General features: G+C 58.9%; 20 protein-coding genes. 11 read left to right on the top strand and 9 right to left on the bottom strand.

Features of this window, described 5'->3' with window-relative positions:
• The first annotated feature begins 22 nt into the window (after window positions 1–22).
• Entirely contained in the window at window positions 23–592 is a 570-nt protein-coding gene (locus ACFVTJ_RS23580) for a pyridoxamine 5'-phosphate oxidase family protein (RefSeq protein ID WP_386910986.1), read from the top strand.
• A gap of 25 nt (window positions 593–617) precedes the next feature.
• Here the strand turns inward: ACFVTJ_RS23580 and ACFVTJ_RS23575 are convergent, their stop codons facing one another.
• Window positions 618–1,547, bottom strand: coding sequence for a LysR family transcriptional regulator (locus tag ACFVTJ_RS23575; protein WP_386911032.1), 930 nt, complete (start codon window positions 1,545–1,547; stop codon window positions 618–620).
• A 113-nt stretch (window positions 1,548–1,660) separates the two neighbouring features.
• Between ACFVTJ_RS23575 and ACFVTJ_RS23570 the strand changes: the two genes are divergently transcribed.
• From ACFVTJ_RS23570 to speB, 5 genes are read left to right on the top strand one after another with little or no spacing between them, the layout of a single operon-like run.
• Window positions 1,661–2,506, top strand: coding sequence for a transporter substrate-binding domain-containing protein (locus ACFVTJ_RS23570; protein ID WP_386910985.1), 846 nt, complete (start codon window positions 1,661–1,663; stop codon window positions 2,504–2,506).
• Between the two features lie 20 nt (window positions 2,507–2,526).
• Window positions 2,527–3,180 (top strand): amino acid ABC transporter permease, encoded by a 654-nt coding sequence (locus ACFVTJ_RS23565; protein WP_386910984.1) that lies wholly within the window; start codon window positions 2,527–2,529, stop codon window positions 3,178–3,180.
• The gene (locus ACFVTJ_RS23560) at window positions 3,177–3,824 is read left to right on the top strand and encodes an amino acid ABC transporter permease (protein ID WP_386910983.1); all 648 of its coding nucleotides are present in this window, start codon (window positions 3,177–3,179) and stop codon (window positions 3,822–3,824) included. Before ACFVTJ_RS23565 ends, ACFVTJ_RS23560 begins: the two co-directional genes overlap by 4 nt.
• Window position 3,825: 1 nt before the next feature.
• Window positions 3,826–4,605 (top strand): amino acid ABC transporter ATP-binding protein, encoded by a 780-nt coding sequence (locus tag ACFVTJ_RS23555; protein WP_386910982.1) that lies wholly within the window; start codon window positions 3,826–3,828, stop codon window positions 4,603–4,605.
• An 18-nt stretch (window positions 4,606–4,623) separates the two neighbouring features.
• Window positions 4,624–5,580: an agmatinase gene (speB, locus tag ACFVTJ_RS23550; protein ID WP_386910981.1), complete on the top strand. Its 957-nt coding sequence runs from the start codon at window positions 4,624–4,626 to the stop codon at window positions 5,578–5,580.
• 66 nt (window positions 5,581–5,646) lie between these two features.
• Here speB and ACFVTJ_RS23545 read toward each other — a convergent pair whose 3' ends face one another.
• The gene (locus ACFVTJ_RS23545) at window positions 5,647–5,910 is read right to left on the bottom strand and encodes a WGR domain-containing protein (RefSeq protein WP_386910980.1); all 264 of its coding nucleotides are present in this window, start codon (window positions 5,908–5,910) and stop codon (window positions 5,647–5,649) included.
• 496 nt (window positions 5,911–6,406) lie between these two features.
• Between ACFVTJ_RS23545 and repA the strand changes: the two genes are divergently transcribed.
• From repA to repC, 3 genes are all read left to right on the top strand, one after another.
• A complete protein-coding gene (repA, locus tag ACFVTJ_RS23540; protein ID WP_386910979.1) occupies window positions 6,407–7,630 on the top strand; it encodes a plasmid partitioning protein RepA in 1,224 nt (407 codons plus the stop codon).
• Window positions 7,627–8,655 carry a plasmid partitioning protein RepB gene (gene repB, locus ACFVTJ_RS23535; protein ID WP_386910978.1) on the top strand — a complete coding sequence of 343 codons (1,029 nt, stop codon included), beginning with the start codon at window positions 7,627–7,629 and terminating at the stop codon, window positions 8,653–8,655. Before repA ends, repB begins: the two co-directional genes overlap by 4 nt.
• A gap of 201 nt (window positions 8,656–8,856) precedes the next feature.
• Window positions 8,857–10,071 carry a plasmid replication protein RepC gene (gene repC, locus ACFVTJ_RS23530; protein WP_386910977.1) on the top strand — a complete coding sequence of 405 codons (1,215 nt, stop codon included), beginning with the start codon at window positions 8,857–8,859 and terminating at the stop codon, window positions 10,069–10,071.
• Window positions 10,072–10,273: 202 nt separating this feature from the next.
• On the opposite strand, the gene ACFVTJ_RS23525 is transcribed toward repC, so the two are convergent.
• Window positions 10,274–10,978, bottom strand: a complete 705-nt coding sequence (locus tag ACFVTJ_RS23525) for an anti-sigma factor domain-containing protein (RefSeq protein ID WP_386910976.1) — start codon at window positions 10,976–10,978, stop codon at window positions 10,274–10,276.
• Window positions 10,975–11,520, bottom strand: a complete 546-nt coding sequence (locus ACFVTJ_RS23520; RefSeq protein WP_386910975.1) for a sigma-70 family RNA polymerase sigma factor — start codon at window positions 11,518–11,520, stop codon at window positions 10,975–10,977. The genes ACFVTJ_RS23525 and ACFVTJ_RS23520 overlap by 4 nt, the downstream gene beginning before the upstream one ends.
• Before the next feature lie 195 nt (window positions 11,521–11,715).
• Here ACFVTJ_RS23520 and ACFVTJ_RS23515 point away from each other — a divergent pair, with 195 nt between their 5' ends.
• Window positions 11,716–12,504 carry a DUF4394 domain-containing protein gene (locus ACFVTJ_RS23515; RefSeq protein ID WP_386910974.1) on the top strand — a complete coding sequence of 263 codons (789 nt, stop codon included), beginning with the start codon at window positions 11,716–11,718 and terminating at the stop codon, window positions 12,502–12,504.
• A 329-nt stretch (window positions 12,505–12,833) separates the two neighbouring features.
• Window positions 12,834–13,880, top strand: a complete 1,047-nt coding sequence (locus tag ACFVTJ_RS23510; protein WP_386910973.1) for an alpha/beta hydrolase family protein — start codon at window positions 12,834–12,836, stop codon at window positions 13,878–13,880.
• Between the two features lie 26 nt (window positions 13,881–13,906).
• On the opposite strand, the gene ACFVTJ_RS23505 is transcribed toward ACFVTJ_RS23510, so the two are convergent.
• The 5 genes from ACFVTJ_RS23505 to ACFVTJ_RS23485 form a co-directional block, all read right to left on the bottom strand.
• Window positions 13,907–17,080, bottom strand: coding sequence for a Mur ligase family protein (locus ACFVTJ_RS23505; protein WP_386910972.1), 3,174 nt, complete (start codon window positions 17,078–17,080; stop codon window positions 13,907–13,909).
• Window positions 17,070–18,272 (bottom strand): HlyD family efflux transporter periplasmic adaptor subunit, encoded by a 1,203-nt coding sequence (locus ACFVTJ_RS23500; RefSeq protein ID WP_386910971.1) that lies wholly within the window; start codon window positions 18,270–18,272, stop codon window positions 17,070–17,072. Before ACFVTJ_RS23500 ends, ACFVTJ_RS23505 begins: the two co-directional genes overlap by 11 nt.
• Window positions 18,273–20,525 (bottom strand): type I secretion system permease/ATPase, encoded by a 2,253-nt coding sequence (locus ACFVTJ_RS23495; protein ID WP_386910970.1) that lies wholly within the window; start codon window positions 20,523–20,525, stop codon window positions 18,273–18,275.
• A 57-nt stretch (window positions 20,526–20,582) separates the two neighbouring features.
• Window positions 20,583–22,391, bottom strand: a complete 1,809-nt coding sequence (locus ACFVTJ_RS23490; protein WP_386911031.1) for a BapA/Bap/LapF family large adhesin — start codon at window positions 22,389–22,391, stop codon at window positions 20,583–20,585.
• Window positions 22,392–22,417: 26 nt separating this feature from the next.
• A partial coding sequence (locus tag ACFVTJ_RS23485; protein WP_386910969.1) for a hypothetical protein occupies window positions 22,418–22,985 on the bottom strand: 568 nt, incomplete at its 5' end.

Here is a 22,985-nt window from a genome sequence, read left to right as displayed (position 1 = left end):
GCCCTTTGGAGACAAATGGAAAATGAGCAAATATCTTGATATTGCGACCACGTCCTCCGTGGCGGCTGCGCAGCTTCGCTATGGAAGTGCCGAGCAATGGGCGCGCATTTCCTCGCGTGGTGGCGCCGAAGAGACGCCCGGAAGCCAGCGCCTCGGTCCTGCAGAAGCAGCCTTCATCCGCGAACGCGATGGTTTCTACCTCGCGAGCGTTTCAGAAACGGGTTGGCCTTACGTCCAGTACCGGGGCGGGCCGGCCGGTTTTCTCAACGCACTCGACGCGACACTGCTGGGCTTTGCCGATTTTCGCGGTAACCGGCAATATATCACCACAGGCAATGTGGCAGCGAATGACCGTGTCTCGCTATTCCTGATGGACTATGCGAACCGTCGTCGCCTGAAAATTTTCGCTCATATGCGGATCATCGACGCCGCGGACGACCCGTCGCTGGCGAAGAGGCTAACGATGCCCGACTATCACGCCCGGGTTGAACGTCTCGTCCTCCTCCAAGTGGAGGCATTCGACTGGAATTGCCCGCAGCACATAACTCCGCGCTACACACTTGCTGAGTTGGAACGTTGGCAATCGGGGTGACCCCCTCCCCGTTGGACGTCTCGCATTACCGCTCTCCGGCGAGCGGCCTTCGGTGCAGGGCTTCGGAGGCAAATCCGGCGAGTTCGCGGATGAAAAAGTCGAGGACGGTGGACGGCTTCTCCCCGAGGCGGGTGGCGATGATGAAGGGCGACTTGATCCGCACCTCCTCTGCCAACACCGGCCTGAAAATACCCTTCTGCACCCAGTCCGCCGCATAATGGTCCGGCAAATATCCAAGGTAGCGGCCCGACATGACGAACATTGCCTGCGCTTCCATGTTGGAGGCGGATGCCCTTGCGCGCGCCTTGGGAAAAAATTGCAGCTCCCGCATGTTGGCATAAGGTCGGACAACGAAATCAAAACTCTCCACCTGCTCCACCGAAATCTCTTTGTCGGGCGCAGAGAAAAGCTGATGGCCCTTTGCGCAATAGAGGGAATGGGTCTCGTCCCGCAGGCGCGACAGCTTCAGGCCCGGATACGGTTCGGTTTCCGGCAGAATGGCGATGTCGAGGCCGCCATTTGCAATTTCGGACAAAAGCGCATCCGGCGAATCGATGACCAGTTCCAGCCGCGCCTCCGGCGCCCTGTCGCTGATGCGGGCGATGATGCGGTGGATGGGAAGGTCCGCATCTGTGATCGTGTTGTCGACCAGCCCGAGCCTCAATGTTCCGGTAATGCGGTTTTTCAAGCTGCCGACATCGCTTTCGAAGGCATTGAGCGCCAGAAATAACGACTTTGACTGCTCATGCACGATAGCGCCACGATCGGTTAGCTCAAACCCGCCTCGCCCACGACGACAGAGTTTGAAGCCGAGCCTGTCTTCCAGCGCCTTGATGTGAAAACTCACCGCCGATTGGCTGAGCCCGAGCGTTATCTGTGCACCGAGAAAACTCTTGTGCTCCACCACGGCGCGGAAAACGGTCAGAGATCGAAGGTCGGACTGGGCCAGAAGCATATGCACGCCTTACATCATATTTTCTGATGTGAACTCCATCTCTTTCTTATTTTTTTGCGCTGTTGTCCATGATTTCCTCCCTTCATCACCAATGAAAAAACGGGAACGGAATCATGACGCGTCTATCGACCTCCAAAGCTCTTCTAATTGGCGCAGCGCTCGTTGCCGCGTTTTCGACCTCCACTGCGCGGGCAGCGGACCTTCTCGAAAAGATCAAATCCGACAAGCTGTTGACTGTCGCCACCGAGGCGCGCTTTGCGCCATTCGAATTCGTTGAAGACGGCAAGATCGTCGGCTACTCGGCAGACATCATGGCAGAGGTCATGAAGGCATTGCCGAATGTCGAATTAAAGCGGCTCGACCTGCCGTGGCAAGGCATTCTGCCGGGTCTCGCGGCAGGCCGTTTTGACTATGTCGTCACCTCAGTCACCGTCACCCCGGAACGCATGAAGGCCTATCACCTCTCTGCACCTATTGCGGATGCCACCATGGCCATTCTCAAGCGCAAGGGTGACACCGCAATCACCAAGCCGGAAGACATCGGCGGAAAAGCGGTCGGTTCGCAGGCTGGCTCGGCACAGCTTGCCGCGCTTGAGACCTTTGCCGGAAAGCTGAAGGGCAACGGCAAGGCCGCCGTGACCATCTCGACCTATACCGACTTTTCGGAGGCCTATGCCGATCTTGGAGCCGGGCGCATCCAGGCTGTCGTCAACTCGCTTCCAAACCTTCTCGAAGCGGCGCGCCAGCGTCCCGATGTGTTTGAAGTCGTGCTGCCGACATTCGGCCCCAAGACCTATTTTTCCTGGGCGGGCCGGAACGATGCAAACAGCGCCGCACTCAATGCGCTGATCGATGGTGAACTGGTGAAGCTGAACACATCCGGCAAGCTCGCCGAGCTTCAGAAGAAATGGTTCGGCGCACCGATGGAACTTCCACAAGCTCTTCCCGCCGCTGAATAAACGAGCGGAAACGGCAGATCATGGAAAAGACAGTCGCACATATCTGGCCGGCGCTTCTCGATGGCCTGACCACAACGATGACAATCAGTCTGGCGGCGCTTCTTTTCGGCGCGCCGCTCGCCCTTATGCTAGCAGCGGCCGTGCGGGGCAATCGATGGCTCCGCGTGCCGGCCGGGGTCTATATCTCCTTCTGGCGGGGAACGCCGATACTCGTCCAGTTGTTGATCATATTCTATATTATCCCCTTTCTGGGACTTGAGCTCAGCCCAACCGTTGCTGCGATTGTTGCCCTGGCGCTGAACACAGCGGCCTTCCAGTCAGAGATCTACCGGGCCGGCCTTCAGGCTATCCCACCGGGCGAAGTCGAGGCGGCAAAAATGCTTGGCCTTTCTCCCAGCACGATTTTCCTGCATATCGAGGCGCCCCAGGCTTTCCGCACCATGCTGCCGGCGCTCATTGGCGAGATGCAGGCCCTTGTAAAGAATTCCTCTCTCGTTTCGGTGATTGCCGTCAGCGATCTGACGCGCCGTGCCCAGCAGGTCGCCGCCTCCACCTTTCGACCGCTTGACGCCTATGCCTCTGCGCTCATTCTTTACGTCACGATCGGTGTGCTTCTCGCAGCCGTGGGCCTGTCGCTGGAACGACGTCTGTCGCATCGGAGTGGCGGCCAATGACCGGCTTCATCAATGATGTACCATTGTACCTCGCCGGACTGTCCACGACCATCACGGTGTCGTTCTGCGGCATGGTCATCGCCATCACCCTCGGCGTCGTGCTCGCAGCAGCCCTTCCAAGCCGCTTTCGTCCGCTGTCGCTGGCGGTCAGGGCCCATGTGGAATTTGCCAGGGTCGCCCCGCTCGCGCTGGTTCTTTTTCTTCTTTATTACGGCGGTCCGCAATTCGGGCTTCTGCTCAGCCCTTACGTGGCCGGTATCGTGGGCCTGGGTGTCTATGGCGCCGGACCGTTTGCCGAGATTTTTCGGGCGGGGCTGAATGCCGTTCCCAAAGGAGAGCGTGAAGCGGGCGAAATGCTTGGCCTGAGCCAGCAGCAATGCTTCCTTTATATCGAACTGCCGCAGGCTCTTCGCCTCACGCCGCCGCCCTGTGTGGGCCAGGCGATTGCGCTTCTCAAGGAGTCGGCTGTCCTTTCGGTCATCACGCTGGGAGAACTGACGAAAGTTGCGGGAACCATCAGCTCGATCACCTTTGCCGTCGTTACCCCCTACCTCACCATCGCCCTCCTCTACTGGGCGCTCGTTGAACTCCTGTCGAGGCTCGGACGCGCTCTTGAGCGTCGCCTCGCCGTGAAAGGTTCCTGATATGACGCGACCAGCGGCGATTTCCGTTCGTGGACTCGAAAAACGTTTCGGCGACAAGACTGTCCTGAGTGGCATCGATCTCGATATACACAACGGCGATGTCACCTGCATCATCGGCCCTTCCGGGTCCGGCAAGAGCACATTACTGCGCTCGCTTGCCTTTCTTGACGCCTATGACGCGGGCGAGGTCCTGATCTTCGGCAAGATGCTCGGATGGCGTGAAACGCCGCTTGGCCGGGAACGCGCCGGCATCCGGGAACTGAGAGAGGTACGCAGCCCCATCGGCATGGTGTTCCAGCATTTCCATCTCTGGCCGCATATGAGCGTTCTCGGCAATGTCACCCTCGCCCTTCGTCGGGTGCACGGCTTTTCGCGATCCGCAGCTGAGGAAATCGGCCGCGAAATGCTTGGCAAGGTCGGTCTGGCGGCATTTGCGGACCGTCGGCCCGAAAGCCTGTCCGGGGGACAGAAGCAGCGTGTTGCGATCGCCAGAGCCTTGGCAGTCAAGCCCAAGGTCATGCTTTTCGACGAGCCCACGTCGGCGCTCGACCCGGAACTGGTCGGCGAGGTCCTGTCGGTCATGAAGGCGCTGGCGGCCGAGGGCATGACAATGGTGATCGTGACCCACGAAATGGGCTTTGCCGCTCACGCCGCCAATCGTGTTGTCTTCATGGATGGCGGCCGGATCATCGAGGAAGGATCGCCGCAGACGCTTTTCAGCACGCCTAAAAGTGCGCGCCTCTCCCAATTTCTGCAAACCTGGCGCGAACGCGCGCTTTAGTGCCTGAAAGGAATGACCATGACTGCCCACGGCTACGACAACGGTCGGCTGAACCTGCCCTTCGTCGGCATCTCGACCTTCGCCAAGAGCCCCTATGTGGAGAATTGGGATCAGATCGAAGCGGATGTCGCGATCCTCGGGGCACCCTTTGATTTCGGTACGCAGTGGCGTTCCGGCGCGCGCTTCGGGCCTCGGGGCATCCGCGAGGCCTCCACCCTTTTCGCCTTCGGCCATGCCGGAGCCTATGACCACGAAGATGACGTCACCTATCTGGAAGGCGTGCGCATCGTCGATCTCGGCGACGCCGACATCGTCCATACCGACACGGTCACGAGCCACGCCAATATTGAGTTCGGCGTCCGCAAGATTCTTGCCGCCGGCGCATTGCCGGTCATCCTCGGCGGCGACCATTCCGTCAACATTCCCTGCATCAACGCCTTCAGCGAGCAGGAGCCGATCCACGTCGTGCAATTCGACGCACATCTCGATTTCGTCGACGAGCGTCATGGCGTACGCCTCGGTCATGGCAGCCCATTGCGCCGCGCCTCGGAAAAGCCGTGGGTCACAGGCATGACGCAGCTCGGCATCCGCAACGTCTCTTCGACCGCCAAGGAAGGCTACGATTATGCCCGCGCGCAGGGGTCTGACATCCTGTCGGTACGCCAGATCCGCAAACTTGGCGTCGATGCTGTTCTCGAGCGTATCCCGGCTGGCAAACGATATTACCTGACGATCGATATCGACGGTTTCGATCCGTCGATCGCGCCGGGCACCGGTACGCCGAGCCATGGAGGCTTCATCTATTATGAAGTGCTTGAGCTGATTGCCGGCCTCGCCAGGCGCGGTACAATCGTCGGTGTCGATCTCGTCGAGGTTGCGCCCGACTACGATCACACCGGTTCGACGTCCATTCTTGCCGCTCAACTCCTGCTTAATACGATCGGCAGAATTTTTGCTCGGCCGGGACGTTTGTGATCAGCCTCGATCAATGACCGATAATCGCGGTGCGGCGGTATCATTGCTTTTTGAGGGCTGGACTTCTTAAGTAGCCTGCGGTGCGAGCGGTAATGTCTTGTAACCTCTTGATTGCTTAAGGCGGGCAAGTTCCAGAAACATGGCGACAGCTTCGATTTCCTGTCCAAATCTCTGGACCATGGTTTGTCCCCTCACGCCAATGCGGCCCCAGCGCCGCATCAGGCACACGTCACCGAACAGATCGCGTTCAATCGACAACACATAAAAGCGCGCCATATTTAAAGAACGGTCCTTGCGCTCGAAATAGAGATGGAAGTGGTGTGTGATCATGACCAAGATTCCCGTAAAAGGAATCCGCCGTCCAACGACATTTATGAATCGATCTTTGCGGATCGATTCAATTTCGTGATGATCATCGTATTAGGCTCGCCGGCATGCGAAACTGCTGGACTCCCTCTTGTTTCCTTTTTCATTCAACCAGGCAGCGTTGGTCTTATGTTTATGATGTTGTTTTGGCCATCCAGGTCTGCAATCTCAAGCGGGCGCCGATTCGGACCTTGGATCTTTGCAAGTTGCCTTTTGCGGTACAAAAAAAGTCGCGGCGCTTCCAAAGGGCAAAGATAGGGCCTAATCGAGTTAGGTCCTCTCGGTTCAGTATTATGAAACAAGTGTCTGATATTATTTCAGAAAGTTTGAGTTTGTCTGATCCACGCGGGTGTCGTCAGGTATCATTTCGCCTCGCTCATCTGGACGCGAATACAGAATCGTGATGTATCCTTAGCGGACAACGGTCGGCAAACCGGCAATGGCCCGCCAAGAGGAAATTATGGCGATAGCGGAACGAGCAGAAACAGCGAATATTCGGAAGGAAGATGCAGGCAGCAAGATCGCGCGCCACGCAAGCCTTCTGTCGCAGCAATTGCAGGAACTTCGCACGCGCATGTATCCGCCGAAGTCGGAAAAAAGTTTGCGACCCTTCCTGACAAATGAAGTCTCCAAGCTCACATCCATACCCGATTCCACCCTCAAACTCATGTCGAGTGAAGGGCGAGGCCCGATCCCTGGTCGCCTGGAAAACAATCATCGGGTCTATACGCTTGCCCAGATCAACGAGTTGCGTGAATTCTTCGCAAGCCAGAAGCCTTCAGAGGCGCTGCGGTTTTTACCGCGCCGTCGTCAGGGCGAGCATCTCCAGGTCGTTGCGATCGCCAACTTCAAGGGCGGTAGTGCCAAGACGACGACCTGCGTGCATCTTGCTCATTACCTGGCATTGCAGGGTTATCGTGTCCTTGCCCTCGATCTTGACCCGCAGGCCTCACTTTCGGCTCTCTTCGGCGCACAGCCGGAGTTTGACGTCGGCGCAAATGAGACCATCTATGCAGCGCTGCGCTATGACGACGCTGAGCGCCGATCGATCCGCGACATCATTCGCAAGACCTATTTCGAGGGCATCGATCTGATACCCGGTAACCTCGAGGTCATGGAATATGAACATGAGACACCGAGGGTTCTTGCGCAGAAAACCGGTTCAGGAGCAATCTTCTTCGAGCGTCTGAAGCTCGCACTTGCCGAGGTCGACCAGGATTACGACGTCGTCATTCTCGACACTCCGCCGTCGCTCGGGTTCCTGACGTTAAGCGCGATCTACGCCGCAACCAGCATGATCATCACCGTGCACCCGGCCATGCTCGATGTTGCCTCCATGAGCCAGTTCCTGCTGATGATGGGCGATCTGATCAGCGTTCTGAATGAAAATGGCGCGCAGCTCGATCAGGATTTCATTCGCTATCTCGTGACCCGCCACGATCCAAATGACGCGCCGCAATCGCAGGTGGTGGCCTTGATGCGCCATTTGTTCGGTAGCGATGTGCTTTTGCCGACCCTGATCGAAAGCACGGCTGTCGAGGCAGCGGGACTTGCAAAGCGATCCATCTATGAACTCGAAATGGGCCAGATCGGCCGCGATACGCACAAGCGTGCTCGTGAGGCAGTTGACGCTGTCAACGAAGCGATCGTGAAACTCATCAACACCAGTTGGGGACGCACATGACAAACAAGTCATCGCGTAAATCCATCGTCGCAAATTTTGGCCTTCTGTCGGCGGAGCTTGAAAACCGGTTGTCGACTGATAACCCTCCCGCCCCGCAGCAACCGGCAGCACCCGCGCGCGTTGGTGCCGGCGTAATAGGTGCGGCCCATCGGGCAATCGATGACATCAAATCGGAACGCGATCGTCTGAAAGCCCTCGTTGAGGCGGGCGGCGGCGCAATCCGCGAACTTGATCCCTCGAAGATCGACCCATCTCCTTTTCCCGATCGTCTCCCTGATGACGACGCGTCGGACTTCGAGACATTCAGGAATTCCATCCGGTCAGAGGGTCAAAAGGTTCCGATCCAGGTCCGCAAGTCGCCTTCCTCCCCTGAGCGATATCAGGTGATTTACGGCCATCGCCGACTACAGGCAGCCAGGGATCTCGGTATTCCGGTCAAGGCAATCGAAGTCGAGATTTCAGACGTCGAACTCGTCATCGCGCAAGGTATTGAAAATGCCGATCGCCAGGATCTGACCTGGATTGAACGCGCGCTTTTTGCGCAGCGCATGGACGATGCCGGTGTGAAGCCCCGTGATATCAAGGCAGCCTTGTCAATCGATGACCCGGAACTGGCGCGAATGCGGGCGGTTTACCGCGCCGTTCCTGTCGACATCATCGAGGCGATCGGCCGGGCGGCAAAGGTCGGTCGTCCGCGATGGGCGGACTTTGCAAAAGCATTCTCGGAACAGCCTGACCTCCACGAAGAACTGCGTAAGGCCCTGTCCTCCGCCTCGGAAAAGCGGGTGGGATCAGATCAGAAGTTTCTGGCAGCCCTCAATGCCCTGAAACCTGCAGCGCCAATTCAGAGGGCAGGCAAGACGATTACAGGAGCCGCAGGCGAGACGCTTGGCAGCCTGCTGCGCACGAGCAAAGATATCCGCATTTCGGCGCACACTCCGGCCGGCGCGGAGTTTCTAAGTTTCATCGAAGCGGAGCTACCCGCGCTCGCCAAGCGGTTCGCCAGCGAGCGATCAAAGATTTAAACGAAGCCGAAAAGCAGACTTCGAACGGTTTTAAGGAAGGAAAAACGCGCAAAAGAAAAAGGCCCCCGAAACGTTGCCGTCATGGAAGCCCTTCTCGTTGTGTGAGAGCTAGAGAATCGCATTTCCATGTTACCTAGTCAAGAGTCTTTGGCACCGTTTTGGTGAGCGTTGATCTTTTGCCTTTTTTAGAGAGGCAGGGACATGGAAGGTGGACAAGTGACGACGCCCTTCGGGCGGCGACCGGTAACGCTCGAACTTGTGAAACGGCAGATTGCCGCGACCACAATCAAGGAAGGCGCGTCGGCAGACAAGTGGAAAGTCTTCCGCGATGCCTCAGAGGCACGAGAAGTACTCGGCCTTCATGACCGCAGCCTTGCGGTCCTCGATGCGCTTTTAAGCTTCTACCCTGAGAACGAGCTTCGCCAGGACGCTCAGCTCATCGTTTTTCCGTCAAACATTCAGCTGTCAATTCGCGCACATGGCATTGCAGGCGCGACTTTGCGCCGCCATCTTGCCCTCCTGGTCGAGGCGGGACTGATCATTCGCAGAGATAGCGCAAACGGCAAGCGCTATGCCCGCAAGGATGACGCGGGAACGATCGAACACGCCTTCGGCTTTGATATTTCGCCGCTTCTGACGCGTGCAGGGGAATTGGCATGTCTTGCCCAGCAGGTGGCTGCTGATCGCATCGCTTTCAGAAGAGCAAAGGAAAACCTCACAATATGCAGGCGGGATATCCGCAAGCTGATCACGGCCGCTGTAGACGAAGGTGCAGACGGCGACTGGACGGAGCTCGAAGAACAATATCTGGCCCTTGTCGGAACGATTCCCCGGAATCCGGAACTCGATGATCTGAGGCGCGTCGGCACCGAGATGGAGAGTTTGCGCTCGAATATCCTCAAACGACTGGATTCAGATGATTTTTCATCAAAAACGACCGGCAATGATGCCCAATTTGAGCGTCACATACAGAATTCAAATACCAACTCCACCAATGAACTTGAACCAGGCTCCGAAAAGGAGCAGGGAGCGAAGCCGAGCGAGAACAAGCAGGCCCAGCATGTGCCGATCAAAGCTTTTCCGATTGGTCTCGTCCTGCGGGCCTGCCCGGAGATTTCGAACTACGGCCCTGAAGGCCAGATCGGAAACTGGCGCGAGCTTATGACGGCCGCCGTGGTGGTTCGATCCATGCTTGGGGTCAGCCCGTCGGCATATCAGGAAGCATGTGAGGTGATGGGTCCCGAAAATGCGGCGGTAACTATAGCCTGCATTCTCGAGCGCGGCGGCCACATCAATTCGCCTGGCGGATATCTGAGGGATCTAACCAATCGAGCAAAGCGCGGTGAGTTTTCTCTGGGGCCGGTGCTTATGGCGCTTTTGCGGGCCGCCGGCCATTCGGTAAAGGCAACGGGCTGAGGCTAGGGGTGGCTTTCTCGCGCAGAATTTCGGCGTCAAAACCGTGCGACTAAGGCGTGGGAAGGCCTTTTCACAGCAAAACGAAATGTCTGCAACAAGGCCCTCCCCTGCCCTATCTTCGTTTCAAGCATCCAGGCTCATCGCTCTGCGGAAATGCAATAGTCTTCAACATGCGCAGCACAGAGATATCTGTGCGGGATTGTTATCGCAGTAGCTTCGCCAAGCCTTTAGCCAGTATTGGTCCCGTCGGCCGCCCGGTTGGAGATCCGCCAGCGTCTTCCAAGGTAATCTCGTAGAGCTGGTCACCCCTCGGGGTCGGCAGTTGCGGAACAGCCAAGTGCGTCGATCGTACACCGTCGATCAAGCCGAGCGATACTGGCCCTCTGTCTCTGGACGGCAAGGTCCAGACCTGGATCGTCTTGTCCCTGGGTACGCTGAAGTCCGTCAATATCCGGATCGTGGCTTGCTCGTTCCCGAAATCCTCGACGACCGCCTGGACCTCTCCCGCCTCGTTAATCAGCACCGCAACCACAAGCGGCTCGAGCGTCCGGGTTAAGGTGTAGGCAAGACCGAGGGCGAGCACAAAGGCGGCAGCGATAGCTGAGATCGCCGCCATCCGCCATCCGCTTCTGCTATTATCGTTGGCGTTTAAGTTGACAGGGATTGCGCGGGTTCGATCCTGGACTGGTAAGGCTGCTTCGATGCGCTGCCAAAGCTCTTCAGAAGCGGTCGCCGGCGCGACGCCGGTGTCCAGTGGCAGGAAGCGCTCGCGGCTGGCTGCGATTGCAGCTCTCAATTCGGCATCGCGTTCCATGGCAACTTCGATCTCCGCAGCGTCGGCGCCTTCGATCAGGCCCAGAACATATTCATCGGCAATATGGGGGATGTCATTGCGGTCGTAGGTCATGCCAAGCACTCCCGCAGGGCCGAGAGGCCACGCCTGATCCAGGATTTTGTCGTTCCAAGCGGAATGCGCAGCCGGCCCGCGATTTCGCCATGCGAGTAGCCGCCGATATAAGCCATCAGGATGCCGCGCCGCTTCGTTTCGTCGAGCGCGCCAAGGCAGTCGTAGAGGCGCGAATTCCGATCGAGCTTATGCCAGGCCGCCATCACTTCGTCAGCCTGCTCGCTTTCGCGCAGGGTTTCCGCGTCCTCGACCGGGTGCTCGCGCTTTCCATCTCGCAGGAGGTTGAGCGCACGGTTGCGAACGATGGCGTAGATCCAACCTCGTGCGGAACCACGCTCAGCATCGTACTGGTGCGCATGGGTCCAGATGCGAATGAAGGCATCCTGCACGACCTCTTCGGCAAGTTCGCGGCGCTTGACGATACGCTCGGCGACTGCGATCAGGCGTCCCGCCTCGCGATCAAAGATCAAACGCAGCGCATTGGGATCACCCTTTGCGCAGGCGGCGAGTGCCGTATCGAGATCGTTCGCCGCAGCGTCCATCAGCATCCTCCCAATGCCGACAACGAAGGGGGTCGGCTTCCAAAGCTATACCCCCTGAATGGTCGGATGGATGCATGTCGAAATTATTTTTTTGCGATCTGCATCCAAACGGCATCGATGGCGTGTCTTAAAATCAGGAAGCGTCGAGAGCCGAGTGCCGGACGACTTCTTACATGTTCAACCCGGGAGAAAGACATGAAGACCATTCGTTTCGCACTGATCGCTTCCGCCGCTTCTATCGCCATGGCGTCAACTGCAATCGCTGCCCCCGTCCTCGGCCTGACCGGCGACAAAACCCTTGTGATGTTCGATACGGAAAAGCCCGCCGTCACCAAGAAGATGGACGTGACCGGCGTCGACAAGCTTGTTGGCATAGACTTCCGCCCTGGCAACAAGACGGTAATCGGCGTCACTCCGGATCACCGCATCGTTTCTATCAATCTTGAAACGGGTGCCGCGACCGACGTCGCCAAAATGGACAAGATGCTAACCATCACTGAGGCGCCTGTCGTCGTCGATTTCAATCCTATGGCCGATCGTCTGCGCTTCATGACTGGCACGACCAACCACCGCGTCCATCCGGATACGGGTGCAGTCACCGTCGATGGCGTGCTCGCCTTTGAGGATGGCGACATGCACAAGGGCGAGACCCCGAATATCGTCGCAGCCGCTTACACCAATTCCATCGGCAAGCCGGAAAAAACGGCAATGTACAATGTCGATGCCACGATCGGCGCGCTGATCCAGCAGACCAAGCCGAATGATGGCACGCTCAAGGCGATCGGCAAACTCGGCCTCAAGGACAAGCCTGCAACCTATGCCTTCGATATACAGGGCACGGAAGATGGCAAGAACACCGCATATCTTGCTGCATCCAAGACACTCTATACGGTCAATCTGGAGACAGGCGCAGCGACAGAAGTCGGCCCGATTACGGGACTCGACAACGAAGTTCGCGATATTGCCATTCTGCCGGCGATGTAATGCGCTATAGCTGACGGCGCACGCTCCATTATGTTCAAAGGAAAGGCCGGCACCCTAGGTTCGTCGGCCTTTCTCATGATGGTTGGCTTTAGATTGTATCTTCGGCACAAGACGACACATGGCGTCGTATCGACAGGCTGGTCAAAACCACCCGGTCCGCCGAATGCCAAAAAGATCTCGAAAACGCCGGATGTGGTTCCGTTAAATTGTGAAACGCTTTAACATACTTTTTTTAATTGCAAGTGGCTTCAATAGGAGATCATCCCTCCCCGTCGCCTACACGTCATTAGCTTCATCAGAGGGAGGGACAAGCCGGCGGAGGAGTATCCATGACCAAGGAAGAACCGAGGCTTGCCTGGTGGATCGTGCGCTGGGCGCTGCTCGCGCTGGCAATCCCCGGGGCATCGCAATCGGCGCTGGCCGATGCACCGCGGTTGGGCCCTTTCGAACTGCCGAAGCCGCGCGAACTCACCGTCTTCCTTAACGACGAGGCCTTCAGCCCCTATGAGGCGTTAAACGGCTCTTTCACGTCACCGGAGGCCTGTGCCGCCGTTCCCGGCGGACTATGGGTCGAGGCGGAAGGCAAGGGAGATTGCATTCGTTATTATCCGGAGGCGCTGGTCGATGGGGGGAACCCGACAGTCCTCGTTTATTTCGGTGGCGACGTGATGCTGCGCAATGCGAAGGGCGTGCGTTTCATCACCGATTCCTACATCCGCCAGTCCCCCGCCACGATCGCGGCTGAGATGGCGGATTGGGCCAAAAAGGCCGGACATCCGGTCATCTTCATGGCACGACCCGGCATCTACGGGTCCTCGGGCGATCACAACAATCGCCGCCATACGCGCGAAATCACTCTTATGGATGGCGCACTCGACCAGATCAGGCAAAAGTACAACATATCGTCCTTCATCTTGACCGGCCATTCCGCCGGCGGACAGATCGTGGCAAGCCTTATGAACAGGCGCAAGGACGTCTCGGCAGCTGTCATCACTTCCGGTCTGCTTTCCGTAAAGCAGGTTTCCGCCTTCTGGGAACGGCGCCGCAAGATCCCCGGCAAACTGCTTTACAACGCCGCTGAGTTTTATGATCCCGTCACGGAGATCGAGCGCATTTCGACGAATCCCAGACCAGACATCTACGTCATTTCGGATCCTGAGGATCGGGTCGTACCGTTTTTCAGCCAGCTTTTTTATGTCCGAAGACTGCGTTCCGCCGGCTTCGAACCGCATCATATCTACGCTCAGGCGACAGATCGCCAGCGGCATCTGCTGGCCTATCATGGTCGCCTCGCCGCCGCCCTGATTGCCCAAGGCAGGTCTGGGGTCGAAATCCGCCGTGCCGTCCATGAGATGGACCTTGAACAGTTCAAATAGTACCCGGTCCTGCTCAGCCGATCGATTCAGGCGGCGGCGCTGCCATCAGCGGTCTTCTTCAGCCACGCTACAAGCTCATGCATTCCGGTGCTGTGCGAGCCCTTGAAAAGAACGACATCGCCATCTGCCAGCCGGTCGCGGAGGATTTCCTTTAGCGCCTGCCGTGAGCCTGCATGGACACCACGCCTTGCCGGCGAAAGAGCATCCCAGAAATCGGTGTAAAGCTCACCCGTAACATAGACCTGATCGATTGAACTTTCCCGCAGAAACGTAGCAAGTTCGGTGTGATAGGCCGCCGCACCAGAGCCGAGCTCTGCCATTTCGCCCAAAACTGCAATCCGCCGTCTGCCGCCTTCATGACCGTTTAGGCGCTCTAGCGCCGCGCGCATCGAACCCGGATTGGCATTATAGGCGTCATCGATCACCTTCAGCCGTCGCCCGCCGAGCGACAGATCGATCTCTTCACCACGTCCTGGCAAAGCGGCAAAACTGTCGAGTTGGGCAATTGCACGCTCCAGAGGATGGCCCAGCGCCGATACGGCAGCAAGGATCGCAAGCCCGTTCAGCGCCATGTGCCGTCCGGCCGCCCCGACGCGATAAGAAATCTCCTGCTCTTTGATCCGGGCACGGGCCTGCCCGCTGGCGACATCGTAATGCAACAATTGAAATAGACACGTATCCGATGTCCCGTAGGTGAGAATATCGAGCCCCCGCCCGCGGGCAGCATCATGCACCGTGTCCCATTCCAGCATGTCGCGGTTGAGAACCGCCTTGTCGCCCGGCGCCATGCCGAGAAAGATCGCGCTTTTCGTTTTTGCAATGTCAAAAACCGTGCTGGTTTCTCCCAGATGAGCCGGCAGGACATTGGTGAAAATGGCAACCTTCGGGCGCGCCATGCGCGCGCTTACCGCCATCTTGCCAATCGCGAGTTCCAGAACGACGTGTGGGGTGTCCCACGGGATCGACGCCAGGTTCCAGGCGACTCCGGCCGGCAGGTTTGCATTGTGATGGCTTTTGCCGACGCCACCCCAGGCGGAAAGCACATGCGCGAGCATGGCGACAACAGTGGTCTTGCCGGCGCTGCCGGTCACGGCCAGCACATTGCCCGTCATCCGGCTGCGGGCGTAGTCTCCCATCGCCAGAACGGCCTGCATGCCATTCGCCACCTGAAGTGCCGGGACATCGCGGTCAATCACCAGCCCAGGGTCGGTGGTAACAAGGCAGGCCGGCTTAGGCAGTCCTTCAAGGGCTTGCACCGGCACGCCCGTGTCGCCCTCGCGGGCGCGCAAAACAACCATGCTTTCCGGCTGCATGGCCGGCGCGAAGATACAAAGTCCCTTTGCCGTCCAGCCCTCGGGTGGGTGGCGAAGCCAGGTTCCGCCCGTTGCGGCCTCGACATCGGCCGCCGTCCATTCCCTCTGCTGCGGTAACGCCACGGGCTTCTCCGTCTGGCGACCAAGGCGATTGCGGGGTGCCGCTTGTTGACGGACGAGTTCGCGGAACGCTTTCCGTTCTCTGAGGTAACTACGATAGGCAACGAAACCGGACAGATAATGTTCGACATCGTCGATCCGGACGCGAAATGCGTGGTGGCGGATGAAGAAGGAACCCGCGATACGGTCGGGCTTGCGGCAATACATGGCCATTTCCGGCCAGAAGTGACCATTGAGCAGGTGGTGCGCGCGCCTTTCAAGGGCACGTTCAAAATGCGCAAGATCGATTTCGTCAAGGAGCCGACGTAATTGGGGATCGGCAGCGATCCGCGACAGGGTCTGGCGCGCCGCCATCATGAGTTCCAGCAATGTCGGAAAGGTGGTGATGCGATTTTCGACGAAATCGAGATATCCGGCAATGTTGCGGACAGCGAAACGGAAGTAACGTTCTTCCGGCCGGTGCAGTGTGAGTTCGTTGACGCAGTAACCGAGCCAGTGGTCATGGTGTTTCCAATGATCCTTCGCGATGAAATGCTCGAACGCCTTCTCGACGGTCGCGAGCCAAACGGCGTCACGCGTGAGGCCATAAAGGCGCATTAGCCCGAATGCCGCCTCGCCCTCGTAATAGATGGTGCGATACCTTTGTTTGACGGCCAGATCAGGGAAACTAAGGACATGCACGAACGCCCCGGTCCTGCTGTCCTGCATGTGCCGGATGCCGCGCGCGAGCCTTTCCGCCAGCGCCCGCCATTCATCCTTGCCACTGACAGTTGCGTATTTGACGAGCGCCAGTATCGCGACGGCATTGCCGCCAAGCTTGATTTCATTGTCGGCTTCGACAAGAAACGCGGCCTCCTCGCCATCCGGAAGGGTGGCCGGCTTTACGAGCGTGCCTGCGAGATATTTCAGGGAACGCTCGATTGCGCCTTTCAGCTTCGGGTCGTGCGTAACCTCCCAGGCCTCGATCATGGCATAGGTTGTACTGGCGTGGCGCAGCGCATTATAGGCTTCTATGCGCCGGTCGAAGCAGGGATGATAACCATAGATGAAGGAGCCGTCCTCATTGACCTGCCGGGCAAGATAAGCGGATGAATCCCGCAGCAGCGACAGCACCACGCCGCCGTCGAGCCTCTCAATCCTGCGCCTCCCGGCATCGAGACCTTCCCTGTCGAGCGGATGCAACCGGCCGGTCTCGTCGCAGAAAACGCCCTTGGTGGTAAAAAGGAAAATCGCTTCCTCATCCGAAAACCGCAATGGCGGCATGTCTTCATGGCGGCTTTTGGCATAGAGGCTGAAATTCTTCTCGTTGAGCACGGCGTTGTCGATGGTATTGCCGCCGTAAAGCATCGCATTGGCGTTCAACTCCTGTTCCGTGAAGGCGAAATGGAACGCCGGGTCAAGCGCGATACCAAAGCGGAAGTAATTGCGCTTGACCTTGGCGAGCAAAGCACGCAGACGGGGCCATGTGGTCGCTTCCGCAACCTCTAGCCAGTCCACCCGGATCCAGTGCCCCTTGATACCATCCGCTTTCATCGCTGCAAGAAGCAGGTGGGCGCCCTTTTGCCATGCCGATTCCAGCGATGGGCCGGAAGCATTCACGACACGCGCTCGCCTGTCACCATCCGAAACGGAGAAGAACAGCGTTACGGCTGGAAACGGCATTTCCAAAGGCTGGACTTTTCCGCGCAGGAAGGTCCTTATGCCAGAGAGACGTTCCTTCACGTCCTGCGGCATCGTCGCAAGAATCGCTCCGGTCTCAACGTTCACGTAAAGCCTCCCGGGCCTTGTTGAAGGGCTTGACGAGATATTCCAGCACCGTCTTTTCGCCGGTATGTATATCGACTGTCGCGACCATGCCCGGCACGATCGGGAATTCCCGGCCTGCGGTGTTGACCAGCGCATCCTTCTCCGTCTTGATGAAGACGCGATAATAATAGATTTCCCGGTCAACCTCGTCCTGGATCGTATCGGGCGAGATGGTCGTCACCTGCCCGTCCAGACTGCCATAGACCGCATAGTCGTAAGCGCTGATCTTCACGCTGGCGCGCTGGCCGGGATGGATGTAGGCAATGTCGCGCGGCGAGATGCGCGCTTCAATAAGAAGCTCGTCCCCGAGGGGGATGATATCCATGAGCTTGCCATTGGGCGGCGCAACGCCACCGATCGTCGAAACCTCGATATTCTTGACGATGCCACGCACCGGCGAGCGATGGGTCAGGCGGGCGAGACTGTCCGCACGGCCGGTGACCACGGGCGACAGCGAATTGACCTCGGCATTCACCTTGGTCAGCTCCTCGCGGGCGCGCACCACATATTCGGACTTGATCTCGACCTTCTTCAGTTCCAGTTCCACCATCTGCCTGCGCAGGCGGATGACTTCGACGTTGCTTGCTGCTCCAACGGACCTGAGTTCCTCGTTGAGCTTCAGTTCGCTGCGCACAAGCGCAAGCGATTCTTCCACCCAGTGCAGGGATTCCTCCAGCGCCCGCCGACGTGCCGTATAGAGCTCGGTTTCCGCGGCTGTGAGTGCAGAATAGGCACTGAGAGCCGCAGGGAAGGTAAGAGGAGTGCCGTTGACTTCCGCTTCCAGGCGGGAAGCCGCTGCCAGCGCCGCGCGATATTTAGCCGCGCTCTCCTCGACATCCGATTCACTTCTGGTCGGATCAAGCTGGGCAAGAATCTGCCCGGGTTCAACCACCTGGTCTTCCCGCACATGCAGTGCGGCGAGAATGCCACCCTCCAGCGACTGGATGACCTGCTCACGGCTGGTCGGAACCACCCGGCCATCGCCGGAGGACACCTCGTCCAGCCTGGCGAAATAGGCCCAGACCAGCAGGGCCGTCAAAAGGGCGACGAAGAGCTGCACCACGCGGGAGGAACGGGTCAGATTTCGCCCGTCGTCATCACCGAAGGCCCATCCGCCCCGGCCGGAAAAATCGCGATCGCCGATGGCCGCCATTTAAACCTCCTCCGTCGATTTGAAGGGGAAGCCGGCCACGGTGCCGGCGGCCTTCTTTTCCGGTATCTTCCGGCGAATGCCGTTCGCTGGAGCTACCTTATTGACACCGCGCAGGGTGTTGAGAACCTCCTCCTTGCTTCCGTCAAGCACGACCTGTCCGCTTTCGACCACGATGATGCGCTGAACCAGCTCGAGAACGCGCATACGGTGGGTGGCGACGACCACCGTTCGCTCCGCGCTCCAGGACTGGAAGCGGCCGATGAACTGGCGCTCGGTCGCCTCGTCCATCGCCGCGGTCGGCTCGTCCAGCAACACGATGGCCGGATCGCGGATCAGCAGGCGCGCGAGTAGCAATGCCTGCTTCTGCCCGCCGGAAAGGCCCCTGCCCCCCTCGAGGATCGGATGATCCATCCCACGGGGAAGCCTGCGCACGAAGTCGTCGGCGCCGGTCATGGCAAGCGCTTCGAGCAGCAACGGTTCCGGTGCGTGCAGCGCGCCCAGCATGACGTTTTCCCGGATCGTTCCGTGAAAAAGGCGCGTGTCCTGCGTCAAAAGGCCGACGTTGCGGCGGACATCGGCGGGATCGATCTGTGAAAGCGCCAGATCGTCAAGCAGCACTTCGCCGGCCGCCGGCTCCACCATGCCTGCCATCGCCAGGAGCAAGGTGGACTTTCCAGCGCCGTTCTTGCCCAGTATCGCAACCTTTTCCCCGGCGGTAACGGTAAGATCGCCGATCGCGAGCGCCGGTTTTCCGGCCCCGCTGCCGTAATGAAAGGCGGCACCCCTGATCTTGTAGGCGCCGCGCAGGTTTGGCGCGCTGACCCGCGTTTCGGTTTCCGGATGATCAGACGGCATCCGCAGGATGGAATCGATGCTGTTGAGCCCGACCCGCGCCTGCTGGAACCTGCCGAGGATCTGCGTTAGCTGCGCCATCGGCGCCATCATGCGTGACCCCAGAATGGAGCAGGCAACGAGCGAACCGGTCGTCATATCGCCTTCCATCACGATCGGCGCACCAACGAAAACGACGGCGGCGAAAGTTCCGGTCTGGACGGTGTGGCTCCACGCCGCAAGGCCGTTGGTGATGGAGCGCAGGCGAAGCTGCCCATCGGCCGATACCGCATTATAGTGGTTCCAGCGCTGCTGGAAGTGATCTTCGGCCTGCAACGTCTTGATGTCCTCGATGCCTTGCACGGCCTCAACCAGCATGGCGTTCCGCAGGGAGGATTCCCGCATGGCCTCGTTGGCGGCCGACCGCAGCCTGCGCTGCACCAGTAGGCCCGGCAAGATCAGGAGCATCAGTGCCACGACGGGAATAATCACCAGCGGCCCGCCGATCATCCAGAAGATGAAGAGGAAGAGGAAGAAGAACGGCAGGTCGGCAACCGCAGCCACCGTTGTGGAAGTCAGGAGTTCGCGCACCTGCTCCAGATCACGCAACTGGGCGATGAAGGTGCCGGTGGATGTGGGCCGCGCCTGGTTCTTTACTCGCAGGGCATGACCGAACACGAGATCCGAAATGCGCATGTCGGTTCGCTTGCCCACGATGTCGATGATGCGAGTGCGCAGGCGGCGCATGATGAAATCGAACAGGGCAGCCAGAAGTACGCCGATGAACAGCACATAAAGCGTGTTGAAGGATTTCGCCGGCACGACCCGGTCATAAACCTGCATGGAGAACATGACACCCGCAAGCGCCAGGACATTGGCCACCAGCGAGGCCAGCATAACATGGCCGTAGGAGCCGATGTCCCGGAACGCGATGGTACGGAACCAATGTTCGCGGTAAGGCGCGATATAGCTGTCCACACGCTCGTCGACCGTCCCGCGCTGCGGCCGTGCCACGATGACAAAATCGGCCTGGGACAGCAGCATGTCCAGCGGCAGCGTTGTGGCACAGCCACCGTCACCGCTGAAAATAACCGAGGCTTCCTTGTTTGCTGCAAGCGCGATGACGACGCCCACCGCCCCGTCTGCAAGCTGCAGGATTACCGGCAGCCGCCAGCTGGTCAGCAGCCGTGGCGCCGGTGCAGCATGCTTTATCCGCAGACCGAGTTTGTCCGCCATGCGGGTGAGGCAATCTTCAGTGTCGCTGGCCCGCAGCGCCTCGACAAGCTGCCGTGCACCGCCGGGAGAAAACGGCACGCCATAATGACGCGCCACATATTGGAATGCTTCGCTCCAGCTCGCGATATCGAGACCGGCAGCGTTGGTATCAGGGCAGGATTCCGCCATCATGTCGGAAACAGGCATAGATGCTCCTCGCAACGGCAGGCGGACCATCATGTCCACCTACCGCCCTCAAATCATTCAGACCACATGCGAAGTGTTGGAATTCCATTCGTCCTCTGTTGCGAGATGCCCAAGCGGATCGACGGGCAGCTCCAGCGGATCGGGCATACCTGTTATATCCGTAAGCTCTTCCGCGGCGGTCAGGTCTGCGTCCGCATCGTCTGGCTCCGACAGGGAGGCGAGGCCATCGAGCGGGACGGTCAGTTCGCCGCCATCCTCCTCGATCAGCTGCGACAGATCATCATCGCTCTCCCGATCGGAAGCCGGAGGATATTCACTTGCCGCAACGTCGATGCTATCGAGCCCGGCGACGTCATCCGCGACGAACATTATTGCCTGATCCGGCACACCTGCACCGGAGGGCTCAACGGTAACCACCAGCTCGGATTGCTCCACCGCGCCGGAGGGATGCACCAGTTGATAGGTGAAGGTGTCCGTTTGCGTCTCGGTGAAATGCGCGAGCGTCGTGTCCGGCGCATAGCTGTAATTGCCGTCGGCATCGACGGTGAGCGTCCCGTAGGTGCCCTGTATGCTCATTGCACCGGTCACCTTGACGAAGCTCGTGCCGTCAAAGATCTGGAACGCCGTGAAGGTAGACCCCAGTTCGTCGTTGGTGAGAAGGTTACCATCGTCGCCGGCTATACTCCCGACCTCATACTGGTCGGTATATGTGACATCGACATTGGTGGTGACGGTTGCTGAGACGTTGACCAGCGTTCCGCTCAATGTCGACCGTATGCGATAGGTCCCCGCGGTGAAGTCGATTGTGGCGAGATCAAGCGACGCCACGATGCCGAGACCGCCAAGGACGATGCTGAAGGAATCGCTCGCCACCGTCTGCCAAGTGCCGGGGGTCGTCTCCCGTTCGAGATAGAGCACGCCGTTGGACAGCGCCGCAAGGAGCACCGACACGCTGACGCTGCCGGAAACTTCCATGCTGTCGGTGATGACGAAGCTGTTGCTGACATAGTTGCTGGTCTGCCCAAGGCCGCCCGAAAGCAGGTTGGAGCCGCTGGCATTGAAGAATTCGTCATTGCTCACATTATCCCACACCACGGAAGCGCTTGCAGCGTCGCCGGTGGCAGCGAATTCAAATGTCGCGGGCAGGCCGGGATCGGTGTCGTTCCATGTCATGGTGACACCGTCGCTGCCGATCTGGACGTAGAGCGTCGCGGTGCCGGTATTGCCGGCGGCATCGACCACCGTATATTCGAACCGGTCCACCTGACCGATTCCCGCACCGCTCTCGAAGGGCGTATAGGTATAGGAGCCATCCGGCAGGATCACGAGCTCCCCGAAGTCGCCCTGAATAGTGGTTCCGCCCGGATCGATCGTCTGGCCATCCACGCTCTGGACACTTGTCCCGGCTGGCACGTTGTCATTGTCGATGACGTTGCCGGTAACCTCGACGGCCTCATATCCTCCGACTTCGGTGAAGTCGTAATCCGTCCCTTCCAGAGTAAGGGTACCGCCAACACCCACGCCAAGCAGGCCGGTGAACCCCATGAAGGCTCTATATTCTCCTGGATCCAGCCCCTGAACGGTTCCGCTCGTTCCGCCAAACAGCGAGAGAGACAAGATCGTGGCGGGGCCTGTACCATCGATACCGGTCCATTGTTGGGTGGCGGCATCCCATTTCTGCACGACCAAGCTGTAATCACCAAGAACCCCTGCTCCAAGAATTCCGCTGAAATCGAAGCCCAGATCCTGTTTGTGACCCGTCTCGACATCGAATTCGATCGCATCTGCAAATAGCTGCAGATCGAGACCGGCGAGGCTGACGACAGCCAAATAGGTATCACTGCCGAGTGGCACATCTTCCGTCACCGTCGGCAAAATGTTCACCTGAGCCGTTACGACATCATCGGTTGGCTCGAGATCGGCGTCGGCATCCGCATCGGCATCTGCATCCGCATCTGCATCCGCATCCGCATCAGCGTCCGCATCTGCATCCGCGTCGGCATCCGCATCAGCGTCTGCGTCTGCGTCCGCATCCGCATCCGCATCCGCGTCAGCATCCGCATCGGCGTCAGCATCCGCGTCGGCGTCCGCATCAGCGTCAGCATCCGCATCAGCATCGGCATCGGCGTCAGCATCGGCATCGGCGTCAGCATCGGCGTCGGCATCCGCATCAGCGTCGGCATCCGCATCAGCGTCTGCGTCCGCATCTGCATCCGCATCAGCGTCGGCATCCGCATCAGCGTCTGCGTCCGCATCTGCATCTGCATCGGCGTCAGCATCCGCATCGGCGTCAGCATCCGCATCAGCGTCGGCATCCGCATCTGCATCAGCGTCGGCATCTGCATCAGCGTCTGCGTCCGCATCAGCATCCGCATCCGCGTCAGCATCCGCATCGGCGTCAGCATCCGCGTCGGCGTCCGCATCAGCGTCAGCATCCGCATCAGCATCGGCATCGGCGTC

The organism is Agrobacterium sp. NPDC058088, from assembly GCF_042885035.1.
Lineage (GTDB): Bacteria > Pseudomonadota > Alphaproteobacteria > Rhizobiales > Rhizobiaceae > Agrobacterium.
This window is presented reverse-complemented; position numbering and strand designations above follow the sequence as displayed.

What these genes read in the sequence shown, in the direction of transcription:
- ACFVTJ_RS23580 (WP_386910986.1), top strand. Translation starts at nt 23, where the DNA reads ATGAGCAAATATCTTGATATTGCGACCACGTCCTCCGTGGCGGCTGCG.
- ACFVTJ_RS23575 (WP_386911032.1), bottom strand. Translation starts at nt 1,547, where the DNA reads ATGCTTCTGGCCCAGTCCGACCTTCGATCTCTGACCGTTTTCCGCGCC.
- ACFVTJ_RS23570 (WP_386910985.1), top strand. Translation starts at nt 1,661, where the DNA reads ATGACGCGTCTATCGACCTCCAAAGCTCTTCTAATTGGCGCAGCGCTC.
- ACFVTJ_RS23565 (WP_386910984.1), top strand. Translation starts at nt 2,527, where the DNA reads ATGGAAAAGACAGTCGCACATATCTGGCCGGCGCTTCTCGATGGCCTG.
- ACFVTJ_RS23560 (WP_386910983.1), top strand. Translation starts at nt 3,177, where the DNA reads ATGACCGGCTTCATCAATGATGTACCATTGTACCTCGCCGGACTGTCC.
- ACFVTJ_RS23555 (WP_386910982.1), top strand. Translation starts at nt 3,826, where the DNA reads ATGACGCGACCAGCGGCGATTTCCGTTCGTGGACTCGAAAAACGTTTC.
- speB (WP_386910981.1), top strand. Translation starts at nt 4,624, where the DNA reads ATGACTGCCCACGGCTACGACAACGGTCGGCTGAACCTGCCCTTCGTC.
- ACFVTJ_RS23545 (WP_386910980.1), bottom strand. Translation starts at nt 5,910, where the DNA reads ATGATCACACACCACTTCCATCTCTATTTCGAGCGCAAGGACCGTTCT.
- repA (WP_386910979.1), top strand. Translation starts at nt 6,407, where the DNA reads ATGGCGATAGCGGAACGAGCAGAAACAGCGAATATTCGGAAGGAAGAT.
- repB (WP_386910978.1), top strand. Translation starts at nt 7,627, where the DNA reads ATGACAAACAAGTCATCGCGTAAATCCATCGTCGCAAATTTTGGCCTT.
- repC (WP_386910977.1), top strand. Translation starts at nt 8,857, where the DNA reads ATGGAAGGTGGACAAGTGACGACGCCCTTCGGGCGGCGACCGGTAACG.
- ACFVTJ_RS23525 (WP_386910976.1), bottom strand. Translation starts at nt 10,978, where the DNA reads ATGACCTACGACCGCAATGACATCCCCCATATTGCCGATGAATATGTT.
- ACFVTJ_RS23520 (WP_386910975.1), bottom strand. Translation starts at nt 11,520, where the DNA reads ATGGACGCTGCGGCGAACGATCTCGATACGGCACTCGCCGCCTGCGCA.
- ACFVTJ_RS23515 (WP_386910974.1), top strand. Translation starts at nt 11,716, where the DNA reads ATGAAGACCATTCGTTTCGCACTGATCGCTTCCGCCGCTTCTATCGCC.
- ACFVTJ_RS23510 (WP_386910973.1), top strand. Translation starts at nt 12,834, where the DNA reads ATGACCAAGGAAGAACCGAGGCTTGCCTGGTGGATCGTGCGCTGGGCG.
- ACFVTJ_RS23500 (WP_386910971.1), bottom strand. Translation starts at nt 18,272, where the DNA reads ATGGCGGCCATCGGCGATCGCGATTTTTCCGGCCGGGGCGGATGGGCC.
- ACFVTJ_RS23495 (WP_386910970.1), bottom strand. Translation starts at nt 20,525, where the DNA reads ATGCCTGTTTCCGACATGATGGCGGAATCCTGCCCTGATACCAACGCT.